This window comes from Paenibacillus sp. J22P90 (assembly GCF_059692195.1).
Genome location: NZ_JCAUAY010000002.1, coordinates 135,735 through 157,922, shown reverse-complemented (window position 1 = coordinate 157,922; position 22,188 = coordinate 135,735). Strand labels below are relative to the sequence as shown.

Sequence of the window (22,188 nt, the reverse complement as noted above, 5' to 3'; positions counted from 1 at the left end):
TCAAAGGGAGTTACTCCTCGGCAAGTTCCTTTTTAACTACAATTTCACCCAGGCAACTAAACCATCAGGTTGGTCTGGATTAATACCTTGTCGCTCAGCGCTGTTCAATGCGACGATCTGGGGGATAAAAATAAACGGAATGCCTTGTACGGCAATATCCAAAGGGTTATCCGAGATCACAGCAAGATCGATATGCTCGTTGGAAATAGCGTCGGCTCGATCCGCGAATGCGATGATCGTCGCGCCTCTTTCCTTGATATCGCGCATTAAACTGTTTTGATGCTTCGTGCCATTACCGGATATTGCTGCGATGACAAGCGTATTCGATCCGATAGTGACCATCGGGCCATGGCGAACATCTAATAAATGGTACGAATTTGCTTGTACCTTGGCAATCTCGGTTAAGGCGATCGCACCTTCAGAAGCTAAACCAAATAGTTCGCCATCTGCAAGTACGACGGCATTCGTCCATGGGAAATCGGCTGTTTTGCGAATATCATTTTCTACACGTGTCATGTAGGCTTCGCCTTGGTGGATGGCTGTCTGAATGTCTGCAATGAGCGCTTCATCCTTTCCAAGAAAGGCAGCCAACATCAGATTAGCTGTATACAGATTCGTCACGGTCCGCGTCTGGCATACACTGTGATCGAAAGCCCAAGGCAACTCCAGCGATAAATCAGCTTGATGCGAAAGTGGAGAATCCGTTACACAGGAAAGGGATATTACAGGAATGGGTGATTGGTTTTTAATGATCCGGATGGCTTCGACAATTTCACTCGTGCTGCCGGACCGAGAAGGTGCGATTAATAAGGTGTTAGCTAACAAAGCTTGGTAACGCGCAGGATTAAGCATGAGATCGCCTCCAGCTAAGGCGGTAGAAGCAAGATCAGTGCGCAGACGAAAGGAAAATGAGGCCGATTCACTTAAGCAATAGCTAGATCCGCAACCAATGAAGGTGACAGAGGTGAAAGATTGCGATTTTGCAAAAGCAACAATTTCTTCTCTTTTACCTAACATGTAATTGTAAGTTTGTTGAAGCGCTATATATTGCTGTTTGATTTCACTGTAAGTTACGCTCATGACCTAAACCTCCTCTTATGTGGGGCTACAGTGTTATTTTATATCAGTATTTTTAAAACTTCAATCTTTTTGTGATTTTTATAATCATAAAAAGATTGAAAAAATCATTTAATGAGAATAAGATAATCAGTAGTACATAAAGTTAATCAACTATATTTGGCAATTTTGCTTGAACATTATAGGGGGGAACTTATTATGCCGCTCATTTCATCCACGCACATGCTTCGAATTGCCAGGAAAAACAAGTATGCCATTGGTGCTTTCAACGTACACACACTAGAAATGCTTCAAGCAGTGATTGAAGCTGCAGAGGAGACGCATTCTCCGGTCATTATTCAAACAACGGTAGGTACGGTGAAACATTTAGGTGCCGATTATATCGCAGCTGCAGCTGCGGTTGCCGCGAATCGCACGGGACTGCCGATTGTCCTGCATTTGGATCATTGCACAGATTTCCATATGATCGTTCAATGTATTCGGGCAGGGTATACGTCGGTTATGATCGATGCATCGATGTATCCATTTGAAGAGAATGTGTTACGCACATGTAAAGTGATGGAAATTGCTGTTGCTGCTGAGGTCAATGTGGAAGCTGAGCTGGGTAAAGTGGGTGGTGTTGAGGACGATATCGTTGTGCACGAACGTGATGCGCTGCTTGCCGATCCGGAAGAATGCAGTCAATTTATTACGCGCACAGGTGTGATGACGCTAGCACCAGCGATAGGTACGGCGCATGGCATTTACAAAGGAGAACCCAATATTGATTTTGCACGGATTGCACAAATTGCTAATAACGTGGAAGCTCCCTTGGTTCTACATGGCGGATCGGGTATTCCAGCGGAACAGGTGAAAAGAGCAGTAGCACTTGGGATGTCTAAAATGAACATCGCAACAGAGCTTCGCATCGCTTTCTCCGATGCGATCAAGCAAGTTTTCGCTGCGAATCCAGCGGAGAATGACCCGCGGAAATATATGATTCCTGCCAAAGAAGCTGTTAAACGCCTAGCGATTGAGAAAATGCAGCTATGTGGATGCATCGGCAAAGCCGGCGATGTTCGATGATTACGACGGTTACGTTGAATGCGGCTATCGATAAAACGTATTATGTTCACCAATTTAGACTTGGTGAAGTGCAACGTGTTGGTCGGCAGATCGCTGAGCCGGGTGGTAAAGGCAATAATGTGGCTAAAGTCATTCAATTGCTTGGCGGCCATGCAAGGGCAACGGGTTTTGCAGCTGGCAGCAGCGGCACTTTTATTGATGAGAGCTTGAAGCAACGAGGCATTGAGACCTCATTTGTTCGTGTGCCAGGGGAATCACGTATTTGCCTGAATATCATAGATGCGTCTACAGGCATATCGACAGAGCTGCTTGAAGCGGGTCCTGCCATCAATGACATGCACATCGCGGAGATGAAAGAGACTCTGCATCAACTAGCGATGGAATCGACCGTTGTTGTGCTTTCCGGGAGTTTGCCTCCGGGAGCTCCTGCGGATTTGTACAGCGAGCTAATTAGCATGATTCATACCACGAAAGCGCGCGCATATCTGGATACGAGTGGAACCGCTTTAAGCAGCGCGTTGCTGGCGCGACCATATTTAGTGAAGCCAAACAAGCAAGAGCTTATGGAGTGGATGGGACGGGAGCTTGTTACTGACGCGGATTTGATAAAAGCTGCGGAGAAGATTGCATCTGTTGGGATTGAGCAAGTATGTGTCACTTTAGGTAGTCGAGGGGCAATTGCTTTTATGGATGGCGGAGGATATCGGGTCTCTCCGCCCAGGATTCAACCGGTCAATACGGTTGGCTGCGGTGATGCCTTCGTTGCGGGTATGGCGTTTGCCCATGATCGTGGCGAATCACCCGAAGGGCGGTTGCGTCTGGCTTGTGCCGCATCCGCTGCGAATGCGATGTCTGATCAAGCTGGACATATCGACGATACACTTTTCCAAGAGTACCTTAAGCAAGTGAAGGTTGTTGCTCTATAAGTCTAATTACTGGCTCCTGCTTGCAATCTTGCTCTTTGTACTCCAAAATTAGGAATAGCATGGATGATGACGTGCATAGCGTCAAAGGAGAGAGCTATGGAATATTCAAAGAGCGAGCTGCGCAGGACTAAACTACTGGAACTCATAAAATTGCATGGAAAAATATCGATTCAGGAAATGATCGAAGCAATTGGTTGCTCGGAAGCTACCGCTAGACGTGATCTGGATCTGTTAGAGAAATCAGGGCAAATTATTCGCACCATTGGCGGAGCCGTCTATGAAGGGACACTTTCGCAGTTGGTCGTTGAACTGCCCTTTGCGGATAAACGATTTTTTCAACGGCAAGGGAAAGAGCGAATCGCTGAAGCGGCTGCGAATTTGGTGGAAGAAGGGGATGTCATCTGCTTGACGGGGGGCACGACAACCTTTTTCATCGCTAGAGCTTTGAAGCGGCATCGGAATATCACCATTGTGACAAATGCCGTGAACATTGCTGCGGAGTTAGCGGATGCAGATGGTATTCAGGTAGTTGTCATTGGCGGCGTCATGCGGGCTAAAAGCTATGAGTTAAGCGGACCTCTGGCGGAAAGCGTAATTGACAAAATCAACGTGACGAAAATGTTTCTTGGGGTGGACGGCGTGTCACTTGAGCACGGCTTTACGATGCATTCCGAGCTTGAAGCGCGCATTGCCCAATTGTTGATCGAACGTGCAAGACATGTCTATGCTGTCTTCGATCAAAGTAAGTTGGAGAAGAGTGCTTTGTTCACGATTATTCCCCTGTCCCAAGCGACTGGAGTAATTATGAACGAACGGCCGAATAGTTGGTTCGAACAAGCGTGCCAAGAGAGCAAAGTTGCTGTACATGTTGCCACAGAGCAAGTCTAAACAATAAGACCAGACCTCCAGGACGAGGTTTGGTCTTATTTATCTATTTTCCGCCATTCACTAGGCGAACTTCCAATAATCTTTTTGAAAACTCTGGTAAAATGTTGGCTCGTTTTAAATCCAAGCTCCAGTGAAGTTTCCGTTACAGAAATTCCCGACTTTAATAACAGACAAGCTCGTTCCATACGGACACGGTCCAGATATGCCGATGGAGATTGACCGTAAATGTCATGAAACAGTTTGAAGTAATGGGACTCACTTACCCCGACGTCTTTCGCCATATCTGCAACGGAAAGTCGCTGCTCAGGCGATTGAACAATATGTTGAACCGAACGAATAATGACATCTTTGAATTCGGGTTCCATCATCTTTTTAGATACAGGTTGCAGCATTCTTAGTACGATATCCAGCAATTGATAACGGGCGAACAACATTTTATCTTCACTATCTGATGTGATCGTTGTTTTGAAGCGTGATAATTGCTCATGCGTACGAGCGTCTGCACGAAATGTTCGTGGAAGCTGGCTAAGCCGAGACATGATAATTTCTCGTTCCTCTGTGCTTAACCGGAACCAATTCGGGTCATTCTGCGGATCGTTCAGAATAATCCACCAGATTTGGCACGGCTCCATATAATCATATCTTGCTTTATGAAGCTCTCCCGGTCGCGTATAGAACCATTGACCAGCGCTAATGGGATAGAGCGTTCCATCCACTTCCCAGGTAACGCTGCCGTTCTGTACGTAGACGAATTCGTATTCTTGAGCGTGTTGGTGTACCGAGAGTGGGTAGGCTTCTGCATATTTTTGGTTACCGATTCGGTTTAATTCTGGAATGAGGCTTGGCGACGTCGATTCTATCGATTCAGGCAAAGGTTCAGGATCTGGCGGGTAAACCCATCGAGATAACAACGCAGATCGTTTACTGGGCATGTTCGTAACAACCTCCTGTACAAAATACTCTGATGTATCCAATCCTATTTAATACGATCCGGGAAGTCAAGAATTCTGTGAGCGTTTACAATAAAGTTATGAGTAATTAATTCAAATCATTAACTTAGCAGGAGTGATTGGGAATGAGCGAGAATCTGCAACGGGACTACAGTATTCTAGGGCCAGAACGTCAAAAAGCGATAGATAAAGGGCTCGTATCTGCGGATTGGTATCAGTGTCCGGTACCACGCAAACGGATGAAAGAGCTCATGGCTCGAAGGAACGGGCCAGCTCTTCGGGACATTTTGCTATGGATCGCATTGCTGGCTGTTTCGGGATATTTAGCCTTTTTGACCTGGGGAACTTGGTGGGCGATTCCCGCATTTATCCTATATGGCGGTATCTATTCGGTATCTGCAGTATCGAGATGGCACGAATACAGCCATGGGACACCGTTTCGTACAGGATGGGTTAATGAAGCTATTTATCAGTTTTGTGCCGTACTTATTCTAGAACCGGCAACGTATTTCCGTTGGACGCATACCAGACACCATACAGATACGTATATTGTAGGCAGCGATCCCGAAATTACGGAACCACGCCCACCGATGATTCGTCGCCTGCTGCGAACCCTTTTCCGTGAGACACATTTTCATCAACTTGTTGCGAGGCTGTTCAGACAGTCGTTTGGCATCTTAAATGCGATGGAGTCAGAATTAATTCCGGAAAGCCAGCAGCGCAAGCTATTTTGGGAAGCTCGACTATTTATTTTTGTTTATGGTGGATTGATTGCGTTAAGCTTTTATCTCGGAACGATATTGCCACTAATGTTTGTGGGTTTGCCCGCATTTTATGGATTTTATTTCAATACACTGCTTGTTTTTACGCAACATTTGGGACTTTACGAAGATATGCCCGATCATCGGTTATGTGCCAGAACGTTTTACACGAACCCATTTCTGCGTTTTCTATATTCGAATATGAATTACCATATGGAGCACCATATGTTTCCGATGGTTCCCTATTATAGTTTGCCTGCGCTGCATGCAGAAATTAAGCAGGACTGTCCTGCAGCGTCACCTAGCTTCCCTTCAGCTGTTTGCGAGACGGCAATTGCCATCTGGCACGAGAGGAAGGATCCGACCTATATCGTCCCACGATACCGCGTGTTTGCTGAGAATAAGATGCGTACTCAAGCTTCTACTCCACTAGAGGTTAAAAAAGGGGGAGCACCCTATGTCTCACTCTGAACAATGGATTCCGGTATGCGCTGCTGAGGACATTGACGAAGAAGATGTCATTCGATTTGATTACGGTGAGCAATCGTTCGCTATTTATCGTTCAGATCAAGGTGAATATTATGCTACAGACGGCTTTTGCACACATGGTAAGGTTCACCTGTCCGGTGGGCTGGTCATTGGAAAGACGATCGAATGCCCGAAACATAATGGACGCTTCGATTATACGACAGGTCAAGCAAAGCGTGTTCCGGCTTGTGTGGATTTGAAGACCTATGAATTGAAAATCGAGTCGGGGCATGTGTATATGAATATTGCATAAACAAAAGTAAGAACTGGTTTTAAATGAAAATCTATTGCAGCCACGTTTGAGTTCGAAAAATGTATAGAAACACAAAAAAGACTGTTCTTGGTAAACAAGGAACAGTCTTTAATTTTGAATAGGTATGACATATAAGGTTTATAAAATCTCTTTCTCACTGTTTACCTTCACATTTTGTAATCGGTATTCAGTAAGCGAGACGCCAAAGTACTTTTTAAAGGTGGTATAAAAGTAGTTTGATTTTTCAATTCCGCATTTTTCCAAAATATCATTGATCGGCATTTGTGTTTGTCCCAGAAAGTCCTTAATATTCTCCATGCGAACTGTAGTAATGAACTCGGCTACTGATTTACCAGTGGCATTCTTAAACAGCCTCCCGAGATACACGGAAGAAAGGGACAAATCGTCTGCGATGCTTGTTAAGGAAAGGTTTTTATCCGCAAAGTTTGCATGAATCATGTCGATGACGGTGTCGACGATCATATTCTTTTTCTTATCTTTGGAGCCATCTTTTAAAAGAATAATGTCATCGAAAAGCGTGAAAAATGTTCTTTCAATTTCTTCTAGGGTCTCAAACCTTGCAGCTCTGTTGAAAAAATCGATCGACATCGCATTGAACGTAGATTGCGAGCCTTCGACGATCCGATTGAGCGAATTGTAAATGGAGAAAAATAAATAAATAACAGATGTTAAGATCGTGTCGTAAGATGAATGCTCCATGGCTTTAATGATGTCATTGTAGGCTTCCTTCGCAGCCTCACTGTTCCCTAACTTAAGGGAATCAATGAGCTGTTTTTCTTTAGAAGCTGGAAATTGGAAAGAGTTGTCATCCAAGTTGTTCAACATCTCAGAAGTAATAATGCTAGAATGGCCTATTTTCATTCGATACATGGACAAGTTAAGCGTTTTTTCATACGCGTATTTAATTTGATCCGGTGAATCGATGACATAGCCAAGCGTTCCAGTTAATGATATGTTTAAATACTTTTTGACACAGAATTGGATTCTAGTCACGATATCATGAAAGATGTCCATGTACGAATCCGATTCCTCTGCAAGTTCTCCAATGTCAACCAATAGGGTAAATTGATCGAATCCAGTCTCGATAACTTCATTTCTGAAATACTCACTTGTGATTTCCTGGGCAATATTTGAAAGACCTATTTTATATAAGGAGCGGTCTTTTTCATTATGCAGGTCGACGAAATCTTTATAAAAGTCTATTTTTAACATAAACAAGAACAGATTGTTAGTAAGATTTAGGTCGATTTGAAGTTCTTTTCCTTTGGCCAATATTTTTTCAAGAGGTAAATACGTTTGGCCAATGATTAAATTTTTAAGAAAATCATTTTTTAGAAGAGGAGCTGTATTTCGCTTCATATTTTCCAACAGGATCGTTTTATCGATCATGCCATTGAAAGCAGTTGAGAGAAAGCTAACCTCATCGATGTTTTTCTCCGGTTTTCCTTCTTGGCCCAGCTTTTGTTTGATCCCTTTTGTGAGGGTACCAATCGGATGGTAGAGCTTCTTTGAAGCCAGGAAAGCGAATAATAGTCCCATTATAAGAACGATTAGACAAAAGGCAAGTGTGAGGAAGCCATTCTTTTTAACACTCGAAAAAAAGGTATCATAAGGCGTTAAGCTAATAAATTTCCATTTCAATTCATCCGAAGAAACGTAGGAAACCACATATTTTTTATTATGCAGCTGTTTAAAGAAAGTTCCTGATGGGGCTGCTATTTGAAGAACATCACGAATATAGCTCTGATCTGAAACATTTTGCTTGAACATAGCAGGAGAGTAGTGGCTTACGATATCGCCTTTCTCATCCAAGATGAAGATTTCATTCCCATCTTTGCCCATTTTGTTATCCAAGGATGAAATAGTTAATCTTAACCAGTCCGCATCCACGTTCAATACGATCGCACTGTCGAAGTCGCCTTTGTTATTATTTGTATCGAACAAAAGATAGGTGTATACATTCATTTCACTTACTTTTGAACCATTGGATACTGGGATTTTTCTCGGTATTGGATATAAACTTGGTGATTTGGATGTTTGAGGATTTTTTAACATGGCAACGATTTCTTTATCAAAAAAATCATGGCTATCATAGAACGTGTTCGTTGTGAGAAAGGTATCGATATTTTTATTGTATATATAGGTAGAATAAATATAGCTATTGGGGATCGTTAAATTATTTAATGTTTTCATGGCACCGCTGATATTTAATATTTCTTGTTCCTTGCTATATGCGAAAGACATAATGGAGTTGTTAAGCATTAAGGATTGGCAAAACTTTTTGGCGATAGTATCCATGTATACAGAACTGTAACTGATATTAGATAAAATATTTCCCTTCATTTCTTTTACAGTCTCAATAGAAGAAGAAGTGTAGTTATAGTACAACAGCGAGGAAAGGATTATAATCAAGGCAGTGATACTTGCAACGAATGTAATTAGTAATTTTTTGTACACGCTACCACCTCTATCTAAGGATGTACGATGCAAATTAATTTTATTATATCCCCTATCGAAACTCAATTTAAAAAGTGCTATTTTCCCATTTTAGACCATTATTTGGAGATTTGATCAATTATCGTAGACGTATTTACGACTTATTGCCTACCCATGGAGGTCAAACAATGAACAAATCAAAGGAAATGAAAAATTCGCTTATTTTGCTGAGTATGGGTATCTCTCTTGCACTCGCTGGATGCAGCTCTCAAAAGACGGTACCAACGACTTCCAATTCTGCACCTAGTACGGCCGCTGCTCAAATAACTCAACTTACATCAAACTCATTAGCTCCAGTTGAACTTACATATTATTTCCCGAACGGTCCACAGAAGGATTTGCAGTCTGTAGAAGATGCTGTAAATAAGCTCATTAAGCCCAAAATTAACGCTACAGTACACCTGAAACTGATTGATTGGGGTTCTTATGAAGAGAAAATGAGAGTCACTATGGCCTCTGGTGAACCCTATGATCTTGTATGGACAGGGGCGAGCTTTAACAATTACTTTAAAAATGTAGCGAATGGCGCTTATGCGCCGTTGGATGAATGGATTGACAACTATCCTGACATGAAGAAAGGTATTCCGGATATGTACTGGAATGCTGTTAAAGTAAAAGGGCATATCTATGCGGTGCCAGTATTTCAACAGTCAACCGCAGGGTACGGCTATGTGATACAGAAAGTAGTAGCAGATAAGTACAAACTGGATTGGAAGTCAGTCACCAAGTTATCAGATCTGACGCCTTACCTGGAAACCGTTAAGAAGAACGAGCCAAATCTGATACCTTGGGAGTTTTCTGATGCTTTCACGGTGGCCCCTCCAATGTTTGGCCTTGAAAGTTTAGGCGATGCGAAGACGCCAGGTGATCTGTACTTAAAAGATGACAGCAAGGTTGTCAATCAGTACGAAACACCAGAGTTCAAAGCTTATATCTCGATGATGAGAGACTGGTACACCAAAGGATATTTACGGAAAGATGCAGCGGTAACCAAAGGAAATTCGGCCGATCGTAAGGCAGGAAAGTATGCCCTTCAATTGGGTCAGATCGATATTGACTCTGTGGCTTTAGCTTCTGCAGGCATGGATGCAACAGGCAGAATGTCCTTTTCCAATCCGAATACACAATCTTATGACTTCCAGTTTGTGAAGCCACTTCTAACAACTGATAAAGCTGCAGCAACAATGACGGCTATTTCAGCCAATTCGCCAAATAAAGAAAGAGCGATGATGTTCCTCAATCTTTTGAACACTGACAAAGAAATTTATAACACACTTGTATGGGGCGTTGAAGGTAAGCACTACAAAAAGGTTGCGGAGAATCGGATTGAGAGCATCAAAGATGGAGGCTTCCAAAACTTTTCTCCGTGGATGTTCGGCAATATGTCGCTCTCCTATTTGTCAGAAGGTGATCCTAGAGGAAACGATCAGAAGTATACGCAAATGTGGGTAGATCTCAATAAAAACGCAACACCGTCTAATGCATTAGGTTTTGTTTTTGACTTTACACCGGTTAAAGCAGAGAAGGCTAATGTTGATGCTGTCATGGATGAACTTTATTATGTAATTGCAAGTGGTTCTGTAGACCCTGAGAAGTACTTGTCTCAATTTCTGGATAAGTTGAAAAGGGCAGGCGCTGATAAAATTATTGCCGAAAAACAGAAGCAATTGGATGCGTGGAAAGCGACAACGAAGTAGGAAATTTAAATTAAACTAGTAAAGAGCATTCGCCATTTATTTCGGTGAATGCTCTTTTTGCGTGAACTTTTTCAATTTTGGTTCATTTTTCAGAGAATTAATTCGTTTTTGTAGTCCTATTTTATTTAAAAATCGGTGATTCTCTGTTTTTTCTCTGTATTCTGATCGTTTGTTTTCGATTTATGATGGGGACATCCAATTCATCGCCATCACGCAAAGGAGAATGCTTGTGGAATCGAAAACAGCCATAAATAAACGAGCGCCCGTCATACCTGTCATAAGTGAACTGATTAAGAACAGAATCTTTTATCTCATGATGCTTCCTGGACTGCTTTTCATCATCGTCATGTATTATCTACCCATGTTAGGGGTTGTTATTGCGTTTCAACAATATAACCCCATCAAAGGGATCTTTAAGAGTAAATGGGTAGGTTTCGCAAATTTTAAGTTTCTCTTTCAATCTGATGCACTTTTTCAAATCACCTTCAATACGATCGCTTACAATCTAATCTTCATTATACTCGGTATTGGTTTATCGCTCTTGATTGCGATTCTCATTAATGAAATAGGCAATCGTTATCTTGCGAGTGCTTACAAAAGCATTTTACTGCTTCCTTTTCTCTTGTCTTGGGTGGTAGCTGAATATTTACTTTTCACTTTCCTGAGTATGGACAAAGGCATTATCAATACGTTACTTGCACAATTCAATAGCGAGCCTGTGCAGTGGTATTCCGAACCGTTCTATTGGTGGTTTATTTTACCAGCGAGCTATGTCTGGAAAAACGTTGGTTACTTCTCGGTTATTTTTGCAGCAGGAATTGCTGGGATTTCCTCCGAGTATTATGAGGCTGCCAAAATGGATGGCGCAAATAAGTTTCAGCAAGCAATCAAAATTACGATTCCGATGCTGGCCCCGATCACGATTACGTTACTGCTGCTGCAGGCGGGGAAAATTTTTTACGCCGCTTTTGGCGATTGGGGATTGTTTTATAACCTGCCGAAGGAGTCCGGTGTCTTGTTCAGTGCTACGAATGTCATCGATACTTACGTTTACAGATCGCTGAAAAGCATGAGTGATTTCGGCATGTCTTCCGCCGTGGGACTGTATCAAGCCTGTGTTGGATTTGTCCTAGTTCTTGTATCGAACTTTTTGATTAGACTATACGATCGTGACAGTGCATTGTTCTAGGAGGATGACAAGATGATCAGACGACTTACGTTTCCTAACTTTATGCTAAACGCTGTTTTTATGGTGTATTGCGCAATATGCCTAATACCGTTGCTCATTGTACTTTCCGTGTCTCTGTCCGATGAGCAGTCTATATTTCAGTCTGGCTATCGTGTAATTCCCCTGAAATTTAGTTTAGACGCTTATTCCTACATTCTGAACGGGAATTCGCCTATTTTGAGAGCTTACCTTGTTACGATCATCGTAACCCTCGTCGGCACTCTGCTGCATCTTATCATTTCGTCCTTGTTTGCCTATAGTCTTTCAAGAAAAGAAGTGAAATACAGAAGCATCGTGTCCTTCTTAGTCGTATTCTGCTTATTGTTCAGTGGAGGATTAGTGCCCACGTACATTCTTCTCTCGAAATACCTTCATCTCAAGGATACGATATTTGTGCTTTTCGTTCCTTACTTGGTTTCTTCGGTCAATGTGCTGATCATGAGAAATTTTTTTACTTTTACAATTCCAGAATCCATCATAGAATCCGCAAGAATTGATGGTTCAGGCGAGTTTCATACCTTTTTGAAGCTGGTTCTCCCCTTATCGACGCCAGTGCTCGCAACCATAGGTCTTTTCACAGCAGTCTTTCTTTGGAACGATTGGTTTACTGCTGCTTTGTACATTGAAAGCGGTAAGTTGTATACGCTGCAATTTCTTCTTCAGTCGATCATGAACAACATCGCCTTTCTCCAAGGGAATGCTTTGACTCAGAAAATCGCAGCTGTACAACCGGACGAAACGGCTAGGATGGCAACCTGCGTGTTATCCGTGGGCCCAATTATTCTCGCTTACCCTTATTTACAGAGATATTTTGTCAAAGGCCTTACTTTAGGCGCAGTGAAATCGTAATTCACCGGCTTCAAAGGGCATCAGCCCATTAAGCATATAAAAACAAAAATATGGAGGTCTATCAATGAAAAAAGCGATGAAAACGGCAAGTTCACTGGTTACGCTGAGTATTGGTTTCTCTGTCGCACTAGCTGGGTGTAGTACTCCAAAGGCTGAGACAACGCCTTCTGCAACTCCCGCCCCAAGTACGGCGGCAGCTCAAACTGCTCAACCAACAGCAACTCCATTAGCACCCGTTGAACTTACGTATTACTTCCCGAATGGACCTCAGAAGGATCTGCAGTCCGTAGAAGATGCCGTGAATAAGCTCATCAAGCCAAAAATCAATGCCACAGTTAAACTTAAACTGATTGATTGGGGCGCATATGAAGAGAAGATGAAAGTCGTCATGGCATCGGGCGAGCCCTACGATCTCGTATGGACAGCGGCAGGCTTTAACAATTACTTTCAAAATGTAGCGAATGGGGCTTATGCGCCATTGGACGATTTGATTGCCAAATATCCAGATATGAAGAAAGGTATCCCGGATATGTTCTGGAATGCTGTGAAGGTGAAAGGGAAAATTTATGGCGTGCCTGTCTTCCAACAGTCAACCGCAGGGTACGGCTACATCATTCAGAAAGCAGTAGCGGATAAGTACAAACTGGATTGGAAATCTGTGACCAAATTATCGGATCTGACGCCTTTCCTGGAAACAGTCAAGAAGAACGAGCCAAACCTGATCCCTTGGGAATTTAACGATGCATTTACGGTTGCTCCACCTATGTTTGGCCTTGAAAGTCTAGGTGATTCGAAAACGCCTGGAGATCTTTACTTAAAAGATGGCAGCAAGGTTGTTAATCAGTATGAAACACCAGAATTCAAAGACTATCTGACAATGATGAGAGACTGGTATAACAAAGGATATTTGCGGAAAGACGCAGCGACGTTAAAAGATACCAATGCAGATAAAAAGGCTGGCAAGAATGCCCTTCAATTGGGTCAAATTGATATTGACTCCGTGGCGTTCGCAGCAGCAGGTATGGACGCTACAGGAAGAATGTCCGGCCCAAGTCCAGAAACACAGTCATACGACTTCCAATTTGTGAAGCCGCTGTTGACAACCGATAAAGCTGCAGCGACAATGACGGCGATATCTGCTAATTCGCCAAATAAAGAAAGAGCAATGATGTTCCTTAATCTGTTGAACACGGACAAACAAATTTACAACACACTTGTCTGGGGCGTCGAGGGCAAACATTATAAGAAAATTTCTGATACACGTATTGAAACGATCAAAGATGGCGGCTATCAAATCTTTTCCCCTTGGGAATTTGGCAACATGGCGCTCTCCTATTTGTCTGAAGGTGATCCAAAAGGGAACGATCAGAAGTTTACGCAAATGTGGGTAGATCTGAATAAAAACGCAACACCATCCAATGCACTGGGCTTTGTTTTTGACTTTACACCAGTTAAGGCTGAGAAGGCCAACACCGATGCAGTCATTGCAGAGCTTTATAACGCACTAGCATCTGGCTCGGTAGATCCTAGCAAGTATTTGCCAACTTTCCTTGAGAAGCTCAAGAGCGCAGGCGCAGATAAAATTATTGCTGAGAAGCAAAAGCAACTAGATGCTTGGAAAGCGACAGCTAAATAATATGGCTAACATGACTGCAGTATTACTAGGGGCGGGACAAAGAGGCGCCGATGCTTACGCATCCTATGCACTCGCATACCCGGAAGACGTGAAATTTGTAGCAATAGCAGAGCTGGACCCCGTAAGAAGAAAACGATTCCAGGAGGCTCACGCTATCGAAAGTTCTCATGTTTTCGAAAGCTGGGAGCAACTGCTTGAAGGGCCCAAGCTCGCTGATGCGATCTTGATCTGCACGCAGGATCAAATGCATTTTGAGCCTTCCATTCGAGCTTTGGAGAAAGGGTATCACGTCCTGCTGGAGAAGCCGATGTCTCCAAGCCCGACCGAATGTGTCCTCATGGGGGACTACGCGGAAAAATATAAGCGAGTGTTTTCCATCTGCCATGTACTTCGGTACACCGAGTTTTATAAAAAGCTCAAGAAATTGCTTGTCGATGGGGCGATCGGCAGACTTATTGCGATACAGCATACTGAAAACGTCGAGCATCGGCATCAAGCGCATAGCTTCGTAAGAGGGAACTGGCGCAATTCTGAAACTTCTAGCCCGATGATTTTGGCGAAGAGTTGTCATGACATGGATATTTTGCAATGGCTGGTGGATGCCGACTGTACGAAGGTGTCTTCATTTGGCTCGCTAACACATTTTCGTTCTGAACATGCGCCGGAAGGAGCGCCATTGTATTGCTTGGATGGGTGCCCTGTTCAGAACGAATGTCCTTACTATGCCCCTAAAATGTACTTGGAAAGAGAGGACTGGGTCGGGTCAGTTCTACGTAACGTTGTCAGTAACGATCCAAGCGATGAAGGTGTCCTTCAGGCTTTGAAAAAGGGCCCATACGGCAGATGTGTTTATCATTGCGACAATAATGTGGTCGACCATCAGGTCGTCAATTTGGAGTTCGCGAACGAGGTTACTATCGCGTTTACGATGTGTGCCTTTACGAAAGAAGGCGGCAGATCGATGAAGCTGATGGGAACACGCGGTCAGATTAGAGCCGATATGGAGAAGAACGTCATCGAGGTAAGCAACTTTATTACTGGTGAGACTACAACGATCGATATTGATGCTCCATTGGAAGGACATGGCGGCGGCGATCATGGCATCATGCGGGATTTCGTGCGGTTGGTGAGTAGAAATGGGGATGTAGTAGGACTTACTAGCGCACGGAATTCCGTACAAAGCCATCTGATGGCTTTCGCTGCCGAAAAGTCACGTTTGGAAAGCCGAGTTATTGGGATGAAGGAATATAGGGATGAATTGCAAGCCAATTTCAAATCACATGAAATATGATGCAATAATCTTAACATTTTATCAATTATTATAACTAAATGGTGGTATAGTTCACAGTATAACTTCGACTTTAAAGAAAAAAGAACATCGAGGATGTGAAACATCATGAAACTTTATACGATCGAGTTAACTGTCGAGGGAATTGTTCACGGTGTTTCCGTGAGAGCTAGAAACAAGATCGAAGCGGTCACTGCTGGATTTTCGATGCTGCGCAGCTGGCGTGAAAAAGACAGTGTCGACGAGATCCGGATCATCGAGGTTAACGAAAATCCGAAAGCTACTGCAGAGGATTATAAAAGTAATTTTACGTAGATGCAAACTAATTGATGCAGGTACAAGTCTTAGAACTTGTATCTGTTTTTTTATTTCCTAGGCAATTATATGGAAAAAGTACAGTGTTTTTCAATCTTTACTGTAGAAATTCACTCGGAATCGACGTAATAATAGAGTGGGAACCTATGTAAATACTTAAAATATTTCAAAAATACTAATATACTATCTATGAGCTGTAAGTTTATGTTCTATAATGAATTTCGCCTTACGTCATAGAGCTTCCGAGAAAAGGTGGGTCTATATGAATTTTATTCGTTTATACAAATCAAGAAAATACTTGTTAAAGCTTTTGCTTTCGATCACGGTGCTGATGATTGTGTTTCTATCTGTCAGCACGACGTTACTCTTCTACAACGCTGATAAAACGATGTTGCAAATGCAGCAGCAAGCGGATTTAAAGGTGCTTTCGCAAATTAAATACAATATTGACTATATGCATGATACGGTTAAAAACATTGCAGTTGCTACCTTTTTTGACCCTGATGTTGTCTATTTGTCAAATATCAATCTGATGGATAAAGGCGAGCTTGCACAAAAGTTAAACAGGCTGGAAAAAACGGTCTTTAACTCGTCCTTTTTGCAAAATATTACGATCTATAATGCCAAAACAGACTGTTATTATTCAACTTTGAGCAGTTTGAATTGCCAGGATGACGGTATGAATGGTGTCATTGATAAGTTTATCCAATCTCATAAGAATATACCCGTTCTTACTTTCGTTCCTTTATATACGGATAAAACGCCATTTCCATCTTTGGCGATGTTCATGTATGACGATGTTTCTGAGAGTAAGCTGGTCGTTACAATCAAGCCCTCTTGGTTGTTTGATAACTTATCGAATATGAATAAAACGAGTGAAGGAATTCGCGGCTCCATTTTTATTACAGATAAATCAGGCATTCCACTTATGGCACAGCAGCAGGATAATATTGCTTCTACATACCCTATTGAATCCATCATCCGAGAAAAAGTGAGAGCTGGCATCACACAGGACTATCTCGTACACGGATCGGGGGACGCTAAGTCCATTCTAAGCTTTATGTCATCCAGTGAAAATGAGTGGGTCATTGCGAGTGATCAACCTTATAAGATTGTATGGGGAAAACTGAGTAAAATGCGGTTGATTTCCTTTGTGATTATTATAGTATTCTTAATTCTGTCTATCGCAAGTTCGCTGATGGTCGCTTATCGCCTCTATCGTCCAATTGAAAATTTATTGCATCAAGTGACGGGAATCCGTCGGAAAGAGACTGGTGATAAGTCTGAATTGGACGAGTTGAAGGTCATTTCGACTGCTTATCAAGACGCGATGCATCAATTAGTGAAACATGAATCGGAGGAGCACACGAACAGGGATGCGCAGAAGACTTACGCGTTGCGTAGACTGATTTCCGATGCGAGTCTGCCTACGCAGGAAGAAATGGACCAAGTCAATTGGGATATGGATTTTAATCAAGGACTGCGAGTTTGTGTGCTGTTGATTGATGATTTTGCTGGATTTGAATCGAAAACGAGTGATGGCGAGAAGCGAATGTATAAATTTGCGATCGCGAATATTACCAAGGAGCTTGTTTCGAAAAGTGTCAACTGCGAAGTTGTCCCAATGGGCAATGATCACTTTGTTTTACTCATTAGTGATGGTACGACAACCCTGACGCAGACGTTAAAAGAGCTTCAGCAAACAATTCTTCAATACTACAGTCTCTCGATTACGGTTTCGATTGGAGAAAAAGTTGATCGATATCAGCAAATTTCACAGCAATATGGTCATGTGTTGGATAATGCAAACTATCGAATGATTTTCGGGAAAGGTACTGTCATTACACCGGATCTTGTTGGTCACAACAATGATAATATAACGTTCCAATTTCCAATTGACGCAGAGAAGAAAATAACCGAAGCCATAAAATCAGGACATGAGAAAGATTTCCAGGAACATTTGGATCAATTGTTCCAACATATGAAAGTTATGCATTATAACAATATCATGTATGCCATTCTTCATTTGCTCGCTTTGATGGAAAATATCGTACGTGAAATGAACAGTCGAACTGTAAGACAAGTCAGCTTGGACTTTAAGCGACTTGTTCAGAACACCATGAAGCAAGAGACATTAGAGCCGATATATCACGTATTCATTGACATATTCAAAGCCATTCAAAAGCAGCGAACGCAAGATGTCAAAGAACAATCGAATCAAATTTTAACGGATACCATAAAAGAAATGATTGAAGAACAGTATAAGGATTTGAATCTGAGTATGCAAAGCATCGCGTCTGCCATGAAACTATCCTCGGCCCATGTAAGTAAGCAATTTAGACTGTATGAATCGATGTCGATTAGCGAGTATATTAATGATTTTCGCTTGCGAAAGGCTCTGGAATTACTTGAAACCAAGGATTACAGCATTACTCGCATTATGGAAATGGTCGGTTATAACAACGAGAGCTACTTTTTCAAGTTATTTAAAAAGAAATTTGGTATCACGCCGAAAGAATATAGATTTAAAACAGTCGTTCAGGAGTAAGCTTTCTGGGTACGAAAGTGCCCCGAAAGCTTTTCTTTTGTTCTTAAGTGGTGAAAATACAGTATTTTGGTGATTGTACGGGACGAAAGTGGAGTGTTTTTTGATTATTACAGTAGTTTAATGCGTAGTTTTCCCCCAATAATAAGGGCATACAACACAGAGTTGAACACATCTCAAGGGGGAGGAAGCAAATGCTGAAACAGGAGTGGAAGCACTTCAAACGCAATCAGGAATTGTTCGTCATGTCACTGCCGGCAATCCTGTATAAATTGATTTTCAATTATTTACCCATGCTTGGTCTCGTTATTGCGTTTAAACAATATCGATACGATTTAGGAATTTGGGGGAGTGAATGGATCGGGTTTAAAAACTTTGAATTTTTCTTTAAATCAGATAGTGCTCTCACAGTAACACGCAACACGATTCTTTATAACATGAGTTTTATCTTGCTAACTTTATTGTTTGCGCTAACATTCGCGATTTTGTTGAATGAGATCCCTCGAAAATGGATTAAGCTGCACCAGACAACCTTGTTTCTTCCTTATTTCTTATCTTGGGTCGTTGTTGGGTATATCGTCTTTGGGTTTCTAGATCACAAGAACGGCTTTATGAACGTCATGCTGCAGTCACTTGGTGATCAGCCAATCAAATGGTATGAACAAGCAAAGTACTGGCCGTTTATTATCATTCTAACGCAAATATGGAAAGGCGTAGGGTTTTCAACGTTGATTTACTATGCAGGTATTCTTTCCATCGATTCAAGTTATTATGAGGCTGCCAAAATTGACGGCGCTTCCAAATGGCAAATGATTCGTAAAATTACAATACCGCTCTTAACACCGCTTATCGTTATTTTGTTAATCGTAGCGATCGGCAATATATTCCGTGCTGACTTCGGGTTGTTCTACTTTATTCCGAACGATACAAGCTTCTTATATAACGCAACCGATGTTATCGATACGTATGTATACCGTTCGCTGCGAGTTGTTGGAGATGTCGGAATGTCTACGGCTATCGGGCTGTACCAGTCTGTTGTTGGCTTCATTCTGGTGTTGTTGTCCAACTGGATTATCAAAAAAATAAACTCAGACAATGCGCTTTGGTAAGGAGGTAGGTCTATAATGCAAACGGAAAGCAACAGAGTGAACTGGTCCGGCAATGTCATTAATGTATTGTTTTGTATACTGTCGCTGGCCCTTATTGTGCCGCTTGTTCTCGTCATTTCCATTTCGTTTACAGAAGAAAAATCGCTGTTAACACATGGCTATCATTTATTTCCGAAGGTTTTCAGCACGAAAGCTTATGAGATTATCCTTCAAGCTCCTGATGCGCTGATGCGTGCCTATGGAGTCACCGTATTCGTAACAGTCGTAGGGACTATGGTTGGTTTGCTCTTCACAACGTTGACAGCTTACACGATGTCCCGACGCGATTATCGCTACCGCAAAATCATGACGCTTTATGTGTTCTTTACAACGTTATTTGGTGGCGGACTAGTTCCGTTTTACATTCTGATATCGCAGTATTTGCACTTGAAGGATACCATTTGGGCGCTGATCGTGCCGTACTTGCTGAGCCCGTTCTTTGTTCTCGTCATGAAAGGGTTCTTGGATAAGCTTCCACTTGAGATATTCGAGTCGGCGAAAATCGACGGTGCGAATGAGTGGCGCATCTTCCTCACCATGGTGCTTCCATTGTCTATACCAGCACTGGTTACGATTGGGTTGTTCATTTCCTTCCAATATTGGAACGATTGGTGGCTAGGCTTATTGTTTATCGATAACCAAAAGTTGATTCCGCTTCAATTGTTGCTTTACCGCATCATGAGCACCATCGAATTTTTATCGAACAATATTGCGACTGTCAATGTCGATTTTAATCTCGCAGATTTCCCGAGCTTATCGGCAAGAATGGCCATGGCTGTCTTGGCGGCCGGTCCGATGATGTTTATTTTCCCCATGTTCCAAAGATTTTTCATCAGCGGGTTGACCGTTGGCTCTATTAAAGGTTAACAACTTATTCGTTATCGAACTGCAACATTACCTATAGGATGCTGCAGTTGATATATACGCAACATAAAAAATCAACTTATCGCAGGGGGTAATTCTATGAAAAAGGAAATGTTTAAGGTATTAACGGGCGCAGTAAGTGTTGCTGTTCTATTGTCGGCATGTGGAAGCACAGGATCTGAGAATACTACGACAGCGAGTCCAGCTGCCAGCGCGGCTGCTACTTCGAAAGTTGAGCAATTGGCACCAGTAGACTTGGTATGGAACTTCCCGTTAAGCGCGATTCCGCAAGATATGGCATCTGTCCAAGAAGCTGTTAATAAAATTACAAAAGCAAAAATTAATGCAACAGTTAAACTGCAACCACAAACATTTGCTGACTACGTTCAAAAGATGAACACGACGGTTGCTTCCGGCGAAAACTTTGACATCGCATGGGTATCTAACTGGAACTGGGACTATGTAACCAACCAATCCAAAGGGGCTTTCATTGCACTTGATGATTTAATGGCCAAATATGCACCGACATTGGGCAAAACCATGCCGCAATTCGTATGGGATGCAACCAAAATTGGCGGTAAAATTTACGCTATTCCGAACTACCAAACGGTAACGAACAAACAAGGTTTTTTCATTCAAAAACGATTTGCTGATAAATATAATCTTGACGTTAACTCGATTAAAAAAATTGAAGATCTTGAGCCGTTCTTGGCCAAAGTGAAAGCAGGCGAGGGCAAAGATGTCGTTCCATTCTTGCTGGATCGCGTTGGAAGGTTTGGAAATATGTATCGTGGTTACGGGTTAGAGTCGATCACTAGTATCATTGGGGTTGACCTTAAAAATCCAGACAAGGTAATTAACTTATACGAGACTCCGCAATTCGTTCAATATTTAGATTTGATGAAGAGTTGGAAAGATAAAGGCTACATCAACGATAACGCGGCTACATTGAAAAATAAAGCGGATATCGAGAAAACAGGCAACGCAATTGTTCAAGTCCACAATGTTTTAAAGCCAGGTGTTGAAGCACAACAAAAGACGGCAAGTGGCGGTCAAGATATTATCGCAGTTCCGACAACTGAAGTATGGACAGGAACAAGCTCCATCATTACAACGATGCAAGCCATCAGTAAAACGTCTAAAAACCCTGAACGCGCCATGATGTTCATTAACTTGCTGAACACGGATAAAGAGTTGTTCAATACAATCTCCTTCGGTGTTGAAGGCAAGCATTATACGAAAAACACTGACGGAACGATCAAAATTAATAAAGATGCTGGCTATGTTCCTAACGCCAGCTGGGTATTTGGAAATACGTTTAACGGTTTAATTGTTGAAGGAACGGATCCAAGTGTTGTAGCTAATACGCAAAAAGAAAACGAAACGGCAAAACCGTCACCGTTAATCGGCTTCAAGTTCTCACCTGCAGCGGTTTCCGCGGAAATCGCTAACATCACAACAGTTATTGATCAATACAACCCGGGTCTATCAACAGGTACAGTGCCAGCCAGCCAACAACTGAAAGAATTCCAAGACAAGCTGAAAGCAGCTGGCGCTGACAAAGTCATTGCTGAAGCTCAAAAACAATTGGATGAGTGGAAAAAAACGAAGTAATCAATCACGGATTGAATTAGCACAGTAGAGTTTAATCAT

The 22,188-nt window shown here is 42.2% G+C and carries 18 protein-coding genes; 15 read left to right on the top strand and 3 right to left on the bottom strand.

Translation table 11 applies throughout. The annotated features are described in order from the left end of the window. Positions 1-36: 36 nt before the first annotated feature. Positions 37-1,080: an SIS domain-containing protein gene (locus AC58UX_RS05540; protein ID WP_497250308.1), complete on the bottom strand. Its 1,044-nt coding sequence runs from the start codon at positions 1,078-1,080 to the stop codon at positions 37-39. 195 nt (positions 1,081-1,275) lie between these two features. Here AC58UX_RS05540 and AC58UX_RS05535 point away from each other — a divergent pair, with 195 nt between their 5' ends. The 3 genes from AC58UX_RS05535 (at position 1,276) to AC58UX_RS05525 (ending at position 3,956) form a co-directional block, all read left to right on the top strand. Then, entirely contained in the window at positions 1,276-2,142 is an 867-nt protein-coding gene (locus AC58UX_RS05535; protein ID WP_497250306.1) for a class II fructose-bisphosphate aldolase, read from the top strand. Beyond that, a complete protein-coding gene (pfkB, locus tag AC58UX_RS05530; RefSeq protein WP_497250304.1) occupies positions 2,139-3,068 on the top strand; it encodes a 1-phosphofructokinase in 930 nt (309 codons plus the stop codon). Before AC58UX_RS05535 ends, pfkB begins: the two co-directional genes overlap by 4 nt. A gap of 96 nt (positions 3,069-3,164) precedes the next feature. Continuing rightward, complete coding sequence (locus AC58UX_RS05525) at positions 3,165-3,956, top strand: DeoR/GlpR family DNA-binding transcription regulator (RefSeq protein WP_497250302.1); 792 nt, start codon at positions 3,165-3,167, stop codon at positions 3,954-3,956. A 35-nt stretch (positions 3,957-3,991) separates the two neighbouring features. Here the strand turns inward: AC58UX_RS05525 and AC58UX_RS05520 are convergent, their stop codons facing one another. Beyond that, positions 3,992-4,888 (bottom strand): AraC family transcriptional regulator, encoded by an 897-nt coding sequence (locus AC58UX_RS05520; RefSeq protein WP_497250300.1) that lies wholly within the window; start codon positions 4,886-4,888, stop codon positions 3,992-3,994. A 143-nt stretch (positions 4,889-5,031) separates the two neighbouring features. Between AC58UX_RS05520 and AC58UX_RS05515 the strand changes: the two genes are divergently transcribed. Continuing rightward, positions 5,032-6,138 (top strand): fatty acid desaturase, encoded by a 1,107-nt coding sequence (locus AC58UX_RS05515; protein ID WP_497250298.1) that lies wholly within the window; start codon positions 5,032-5,034, stop codon positions 6,136-6,138. Then, on the top strand, positions 6,125-6,448 hold the full coding sequence (locus tag AC58UX_RS05510) for a MocE family 2Fe-2S type ferredoxin (RefSeq protein ID WP_497250296.1): 324 nt from the start codon (positions 6,125-6,127) through the stop codon (positions 6,446-6,448). The genes AC58UX_RS05515 and AC58UX_RS05510 overlap by 14 nt, the downstream gene beginning before the upstream one ends. A gap of 138 nt (positions 6,449-6,586) precedes the next feature. Here the strand turns inward: AC58UX_RS05510 and AC58UX_RS05505 are convergent, their stop codons facing one another. Next, positions 6,587-8,713 (bottom strand): helix-turn-helix domain-containing protein, encoded by a 2,127-nt coding sequence (locus AC58UX_RS05505; RefSeq protein ID WP_497250294.1) that lies wholly within the window; start codon positions 8,711-8,713, stop codon positions 6,587-6,589. 380 nt (positions 8,714-9,093) lie between these two features. Between AC58UX_RS05505 and AC58UX_RS05500 the strand changes: the two genes are divergently transcribed. The 10 genes from AC58UX_RS05500 (at position 9,094) to AC58UX_RS05455 (ending at position 22,149) form a co-directional block, all read left to right on the top strand. Next, positions 9,094-10,662 (top strand): DUF3502 domain-containing protein, encoded by a 1,569-nt coding sequence (locus AC58UX_RS05500; RefSeq protein WP_497250292.1) that lies wholly within the window; start codon positions 9,094-9,096, stop codon positions 10,660-10,662. 313 nt (positions 10,663-10,975) lie between these two features. Then, complete coding sequence (locus AC58UX_RS05495; protein WP_497252077.1) at positions 10,976-11,851, top strand: ABC transporter permease; 876 nt, start codon at positions 10,976-10,978, stop codon at positions 11,849-11,851. A gap of 12 nt (positions 11,852-11,863) precedes the next feature. Further along, positions 11,864-12,739 (top strand): carbohydrate ABC transporter permease, encoded by an 876-nt coding sequence (locus AC58UX_RS05490; protein ID WP_497250290.1) that lies wholly within the window; start codon positions 11,864-11,866, stop codon positions 12,737-12,739. Positions 12,740-12,803: 64 nt separating this feature from the next. After that, positions 12,804-14,375: an ABC transporter substrate-binding protein gene (locus tag AC58UX_RS05485; RefSeq protein WP_497250288.1), complete on the top strand. Its 1,572-nt coding sequence runs from the start codon at positions 12,804-12,806 to the stop codon at positions 14,373-14,375. Position 14,376: 1 nt separating this feature from the next. Beyond that, positions 14,377-15,666: a Gfo/Idh/MocA family protein gene (locus AC58UX_RS05480; protein ID WP_497250286.1), complete on the top strand. Its 1,290-nt coding sequence runs from the start codon at positions 14,377-14,379 to the stop codon at positions 15,664-15,666. 105 nt (positions 15,667-15,771) lie between these two features. Continuing rightward, complete coding sequence (locus AC58UX_RS05475) at positions 15,772-15,978, top strand: hypothetical protein (protein ID WP_497250284.1); 207 nt, start codon at positions 15,772-15,774, stop codon at positions 15,976-15,978. A 262-nt stretch (positions 15,979-16,240) separates the two neighbouring features. Beyond that, entirely contained in the window at positions 16,241-18,526 is a 2,286-nt protein-coding gene (locus AC58UX_RS05470) for a helix-turn-helix transcriptional regulator (RefSeq protein ID WP_497250282.1), read from the top strand. 191 nt (positions 18,527-18,717) lie between these two features. Beyond that, complete coding sequence (locus AC58UX_RS05465; protein WP_497250280.1) at positions 18,718-19,632, top strand: ABC transporter permease; 915 nt, start codon at positions 18,718-18,720, stop codon at positions 19,630-19,632. 15 nt (positions 19,633-19,647) lie between these two features. Beyond that, positions 19,648-20,538 (top strand): carbohydrate ABC transporter permease, encoded by an 891-nt coding sequence (locus tag AC58UX_RS05460; RefSeq protein WP_497250278.1) that lies wholly within the window; start codon positions 19,648-19,650, stop codon positions 20,536-20,538. A gap of 96 nt (positions 20,539-20,634) precedes the next feature. After that, on the top strand, positions 20,635-22,149 hold the full coding sequence (locus AC58UX_RS05455) for an ABC transporter substrate-binding protein (RefSeq protein ID WP_497250276.1): 1,515 nt from the start codon (positions 20,635-20,637) through the stop codon (positions 22,147-22,149). Positions 22,150-22,188: the final 39 nt, after the last annotated feature.

Coding starts and splice junctions, on each gene's coding strand:
- AC58UX_RS05540 (WP_497250308.1), bottom strand. CDS start 1,080: ATGAGCGTAACTTACAGTGAAATCAAACAGCAATATATAGCGCTTCAA.
- AC58UX_RS05535 (WP_497250306.1), top strand. CDS start 1,276: ATGCCGCTCATTTCATCCACGCACATGCTTCGAATTGCCAGGAAAAAC.
- pfkB (WP_497250304.1), top strand. CDS start 2,139: ATGATTACGACGGTTACGTTGAATGCGGCTATCGATAAAACGTATTAT.
- AC58UX_RS05525 (WP_497250302.1), top strand. CDS start 3,165: ATGGAATATTCAAAGAGCGAGCTGCGCAGGACTAAACTACTGGAACTC.
- AC58UX_RS05520 (WP_497250300.1), bottom strand. CDS start 4,888: ATGCCCAGTAAACGATCTGCGTTGTTATCTCGATGGGTTTACCCGCCA.
- AC58UX_RS05515 (WP_497250298.1), top strand. CDS start 5,032: ATGAGCGAGAATCTGCAACGGGACTACAGTATTCTAGGGCCAGAACGT.
- AC58UX_RS05510 (WP_497250296.1), top strand. CDS start 6,125: ATGTCTCACTCTGAACAATGGATTCCGGTATGCGCTGCTGAGGACATT.
- AC58UX_RS05505 (WP_497250294.1), bottom strand. CDS start 8,713: ATGTCTTTCGCATATAGCAAGGAACAAGAAATATTAAATATCAGCGGT.
- AC58UX_RS05500 (WP_497250292.1), top strand. CDS start 9,094: ATGAACAAATCAAAGGAAATGAAAAATTCGCTTATTTTGCTGAGTATG.
- AC58UX_RS05495 (WP_497252077.1), top strand. CDS start 10,976: ATGATGCTTCCTGGACTGCTTTTCATCATCGTCATGTATTATCTACCC.
- AC58UX_RS05490 (WP_497250290.1), top strand. CDS start 11,864: ATGATCAGACGACTTACGTTTCCTAACTTTATGCTAAACGCTGTTTTT.
- AC58UX_RS05485 (WP_497250288.1), top strand. CDS start 12,804: ATGAAAAAAGCGATGAAAACGGCAAGTTCACTGGTTACGCTGAGTATT.
- AC58UX_RS05480 (WP_497250286.1), top strand. CDS start 14,377: ATGGCTAACATGACTGCAGTATTACTAGGGGCGGGACAAAGAGGCGCC.
- AC58UX_RS05475 (WP_497250284.1), top strand. CDS start 15,772: ATGAAACTTTATACGATCGAGTTAACTGTCGAGGGAATTGTTCACGGT.
- AC58UX_RS05470 (WP_497250282.1), top strand. CDS start 16,241: ATGAATTTTATTCGTTTATACAAATCAAGAAAATACTTGTTAAAGCTT.
- AC58UX_RS05465 (WP_497250280.1), top strand. CDS start 18,718: ATGCTGAAACAGGAGTGGAAGCACTTCAAACGCAATCAGGAATTGTTC.
- AC58UX_RS05460 (WP_497250278.1), top strand. CDS start 19,648: ATGCAAACGGAAAGCAACAGAGTGAACTGGTCCGGCAATGTCATTAAT.
- AC58UX_RS05455 (WP_497250276.1), top strand. CDS start 20,635: ATGAAAAAGGAAATGTTTAAGGTATTAACGGGCGCAGTAAGTGTTGCT.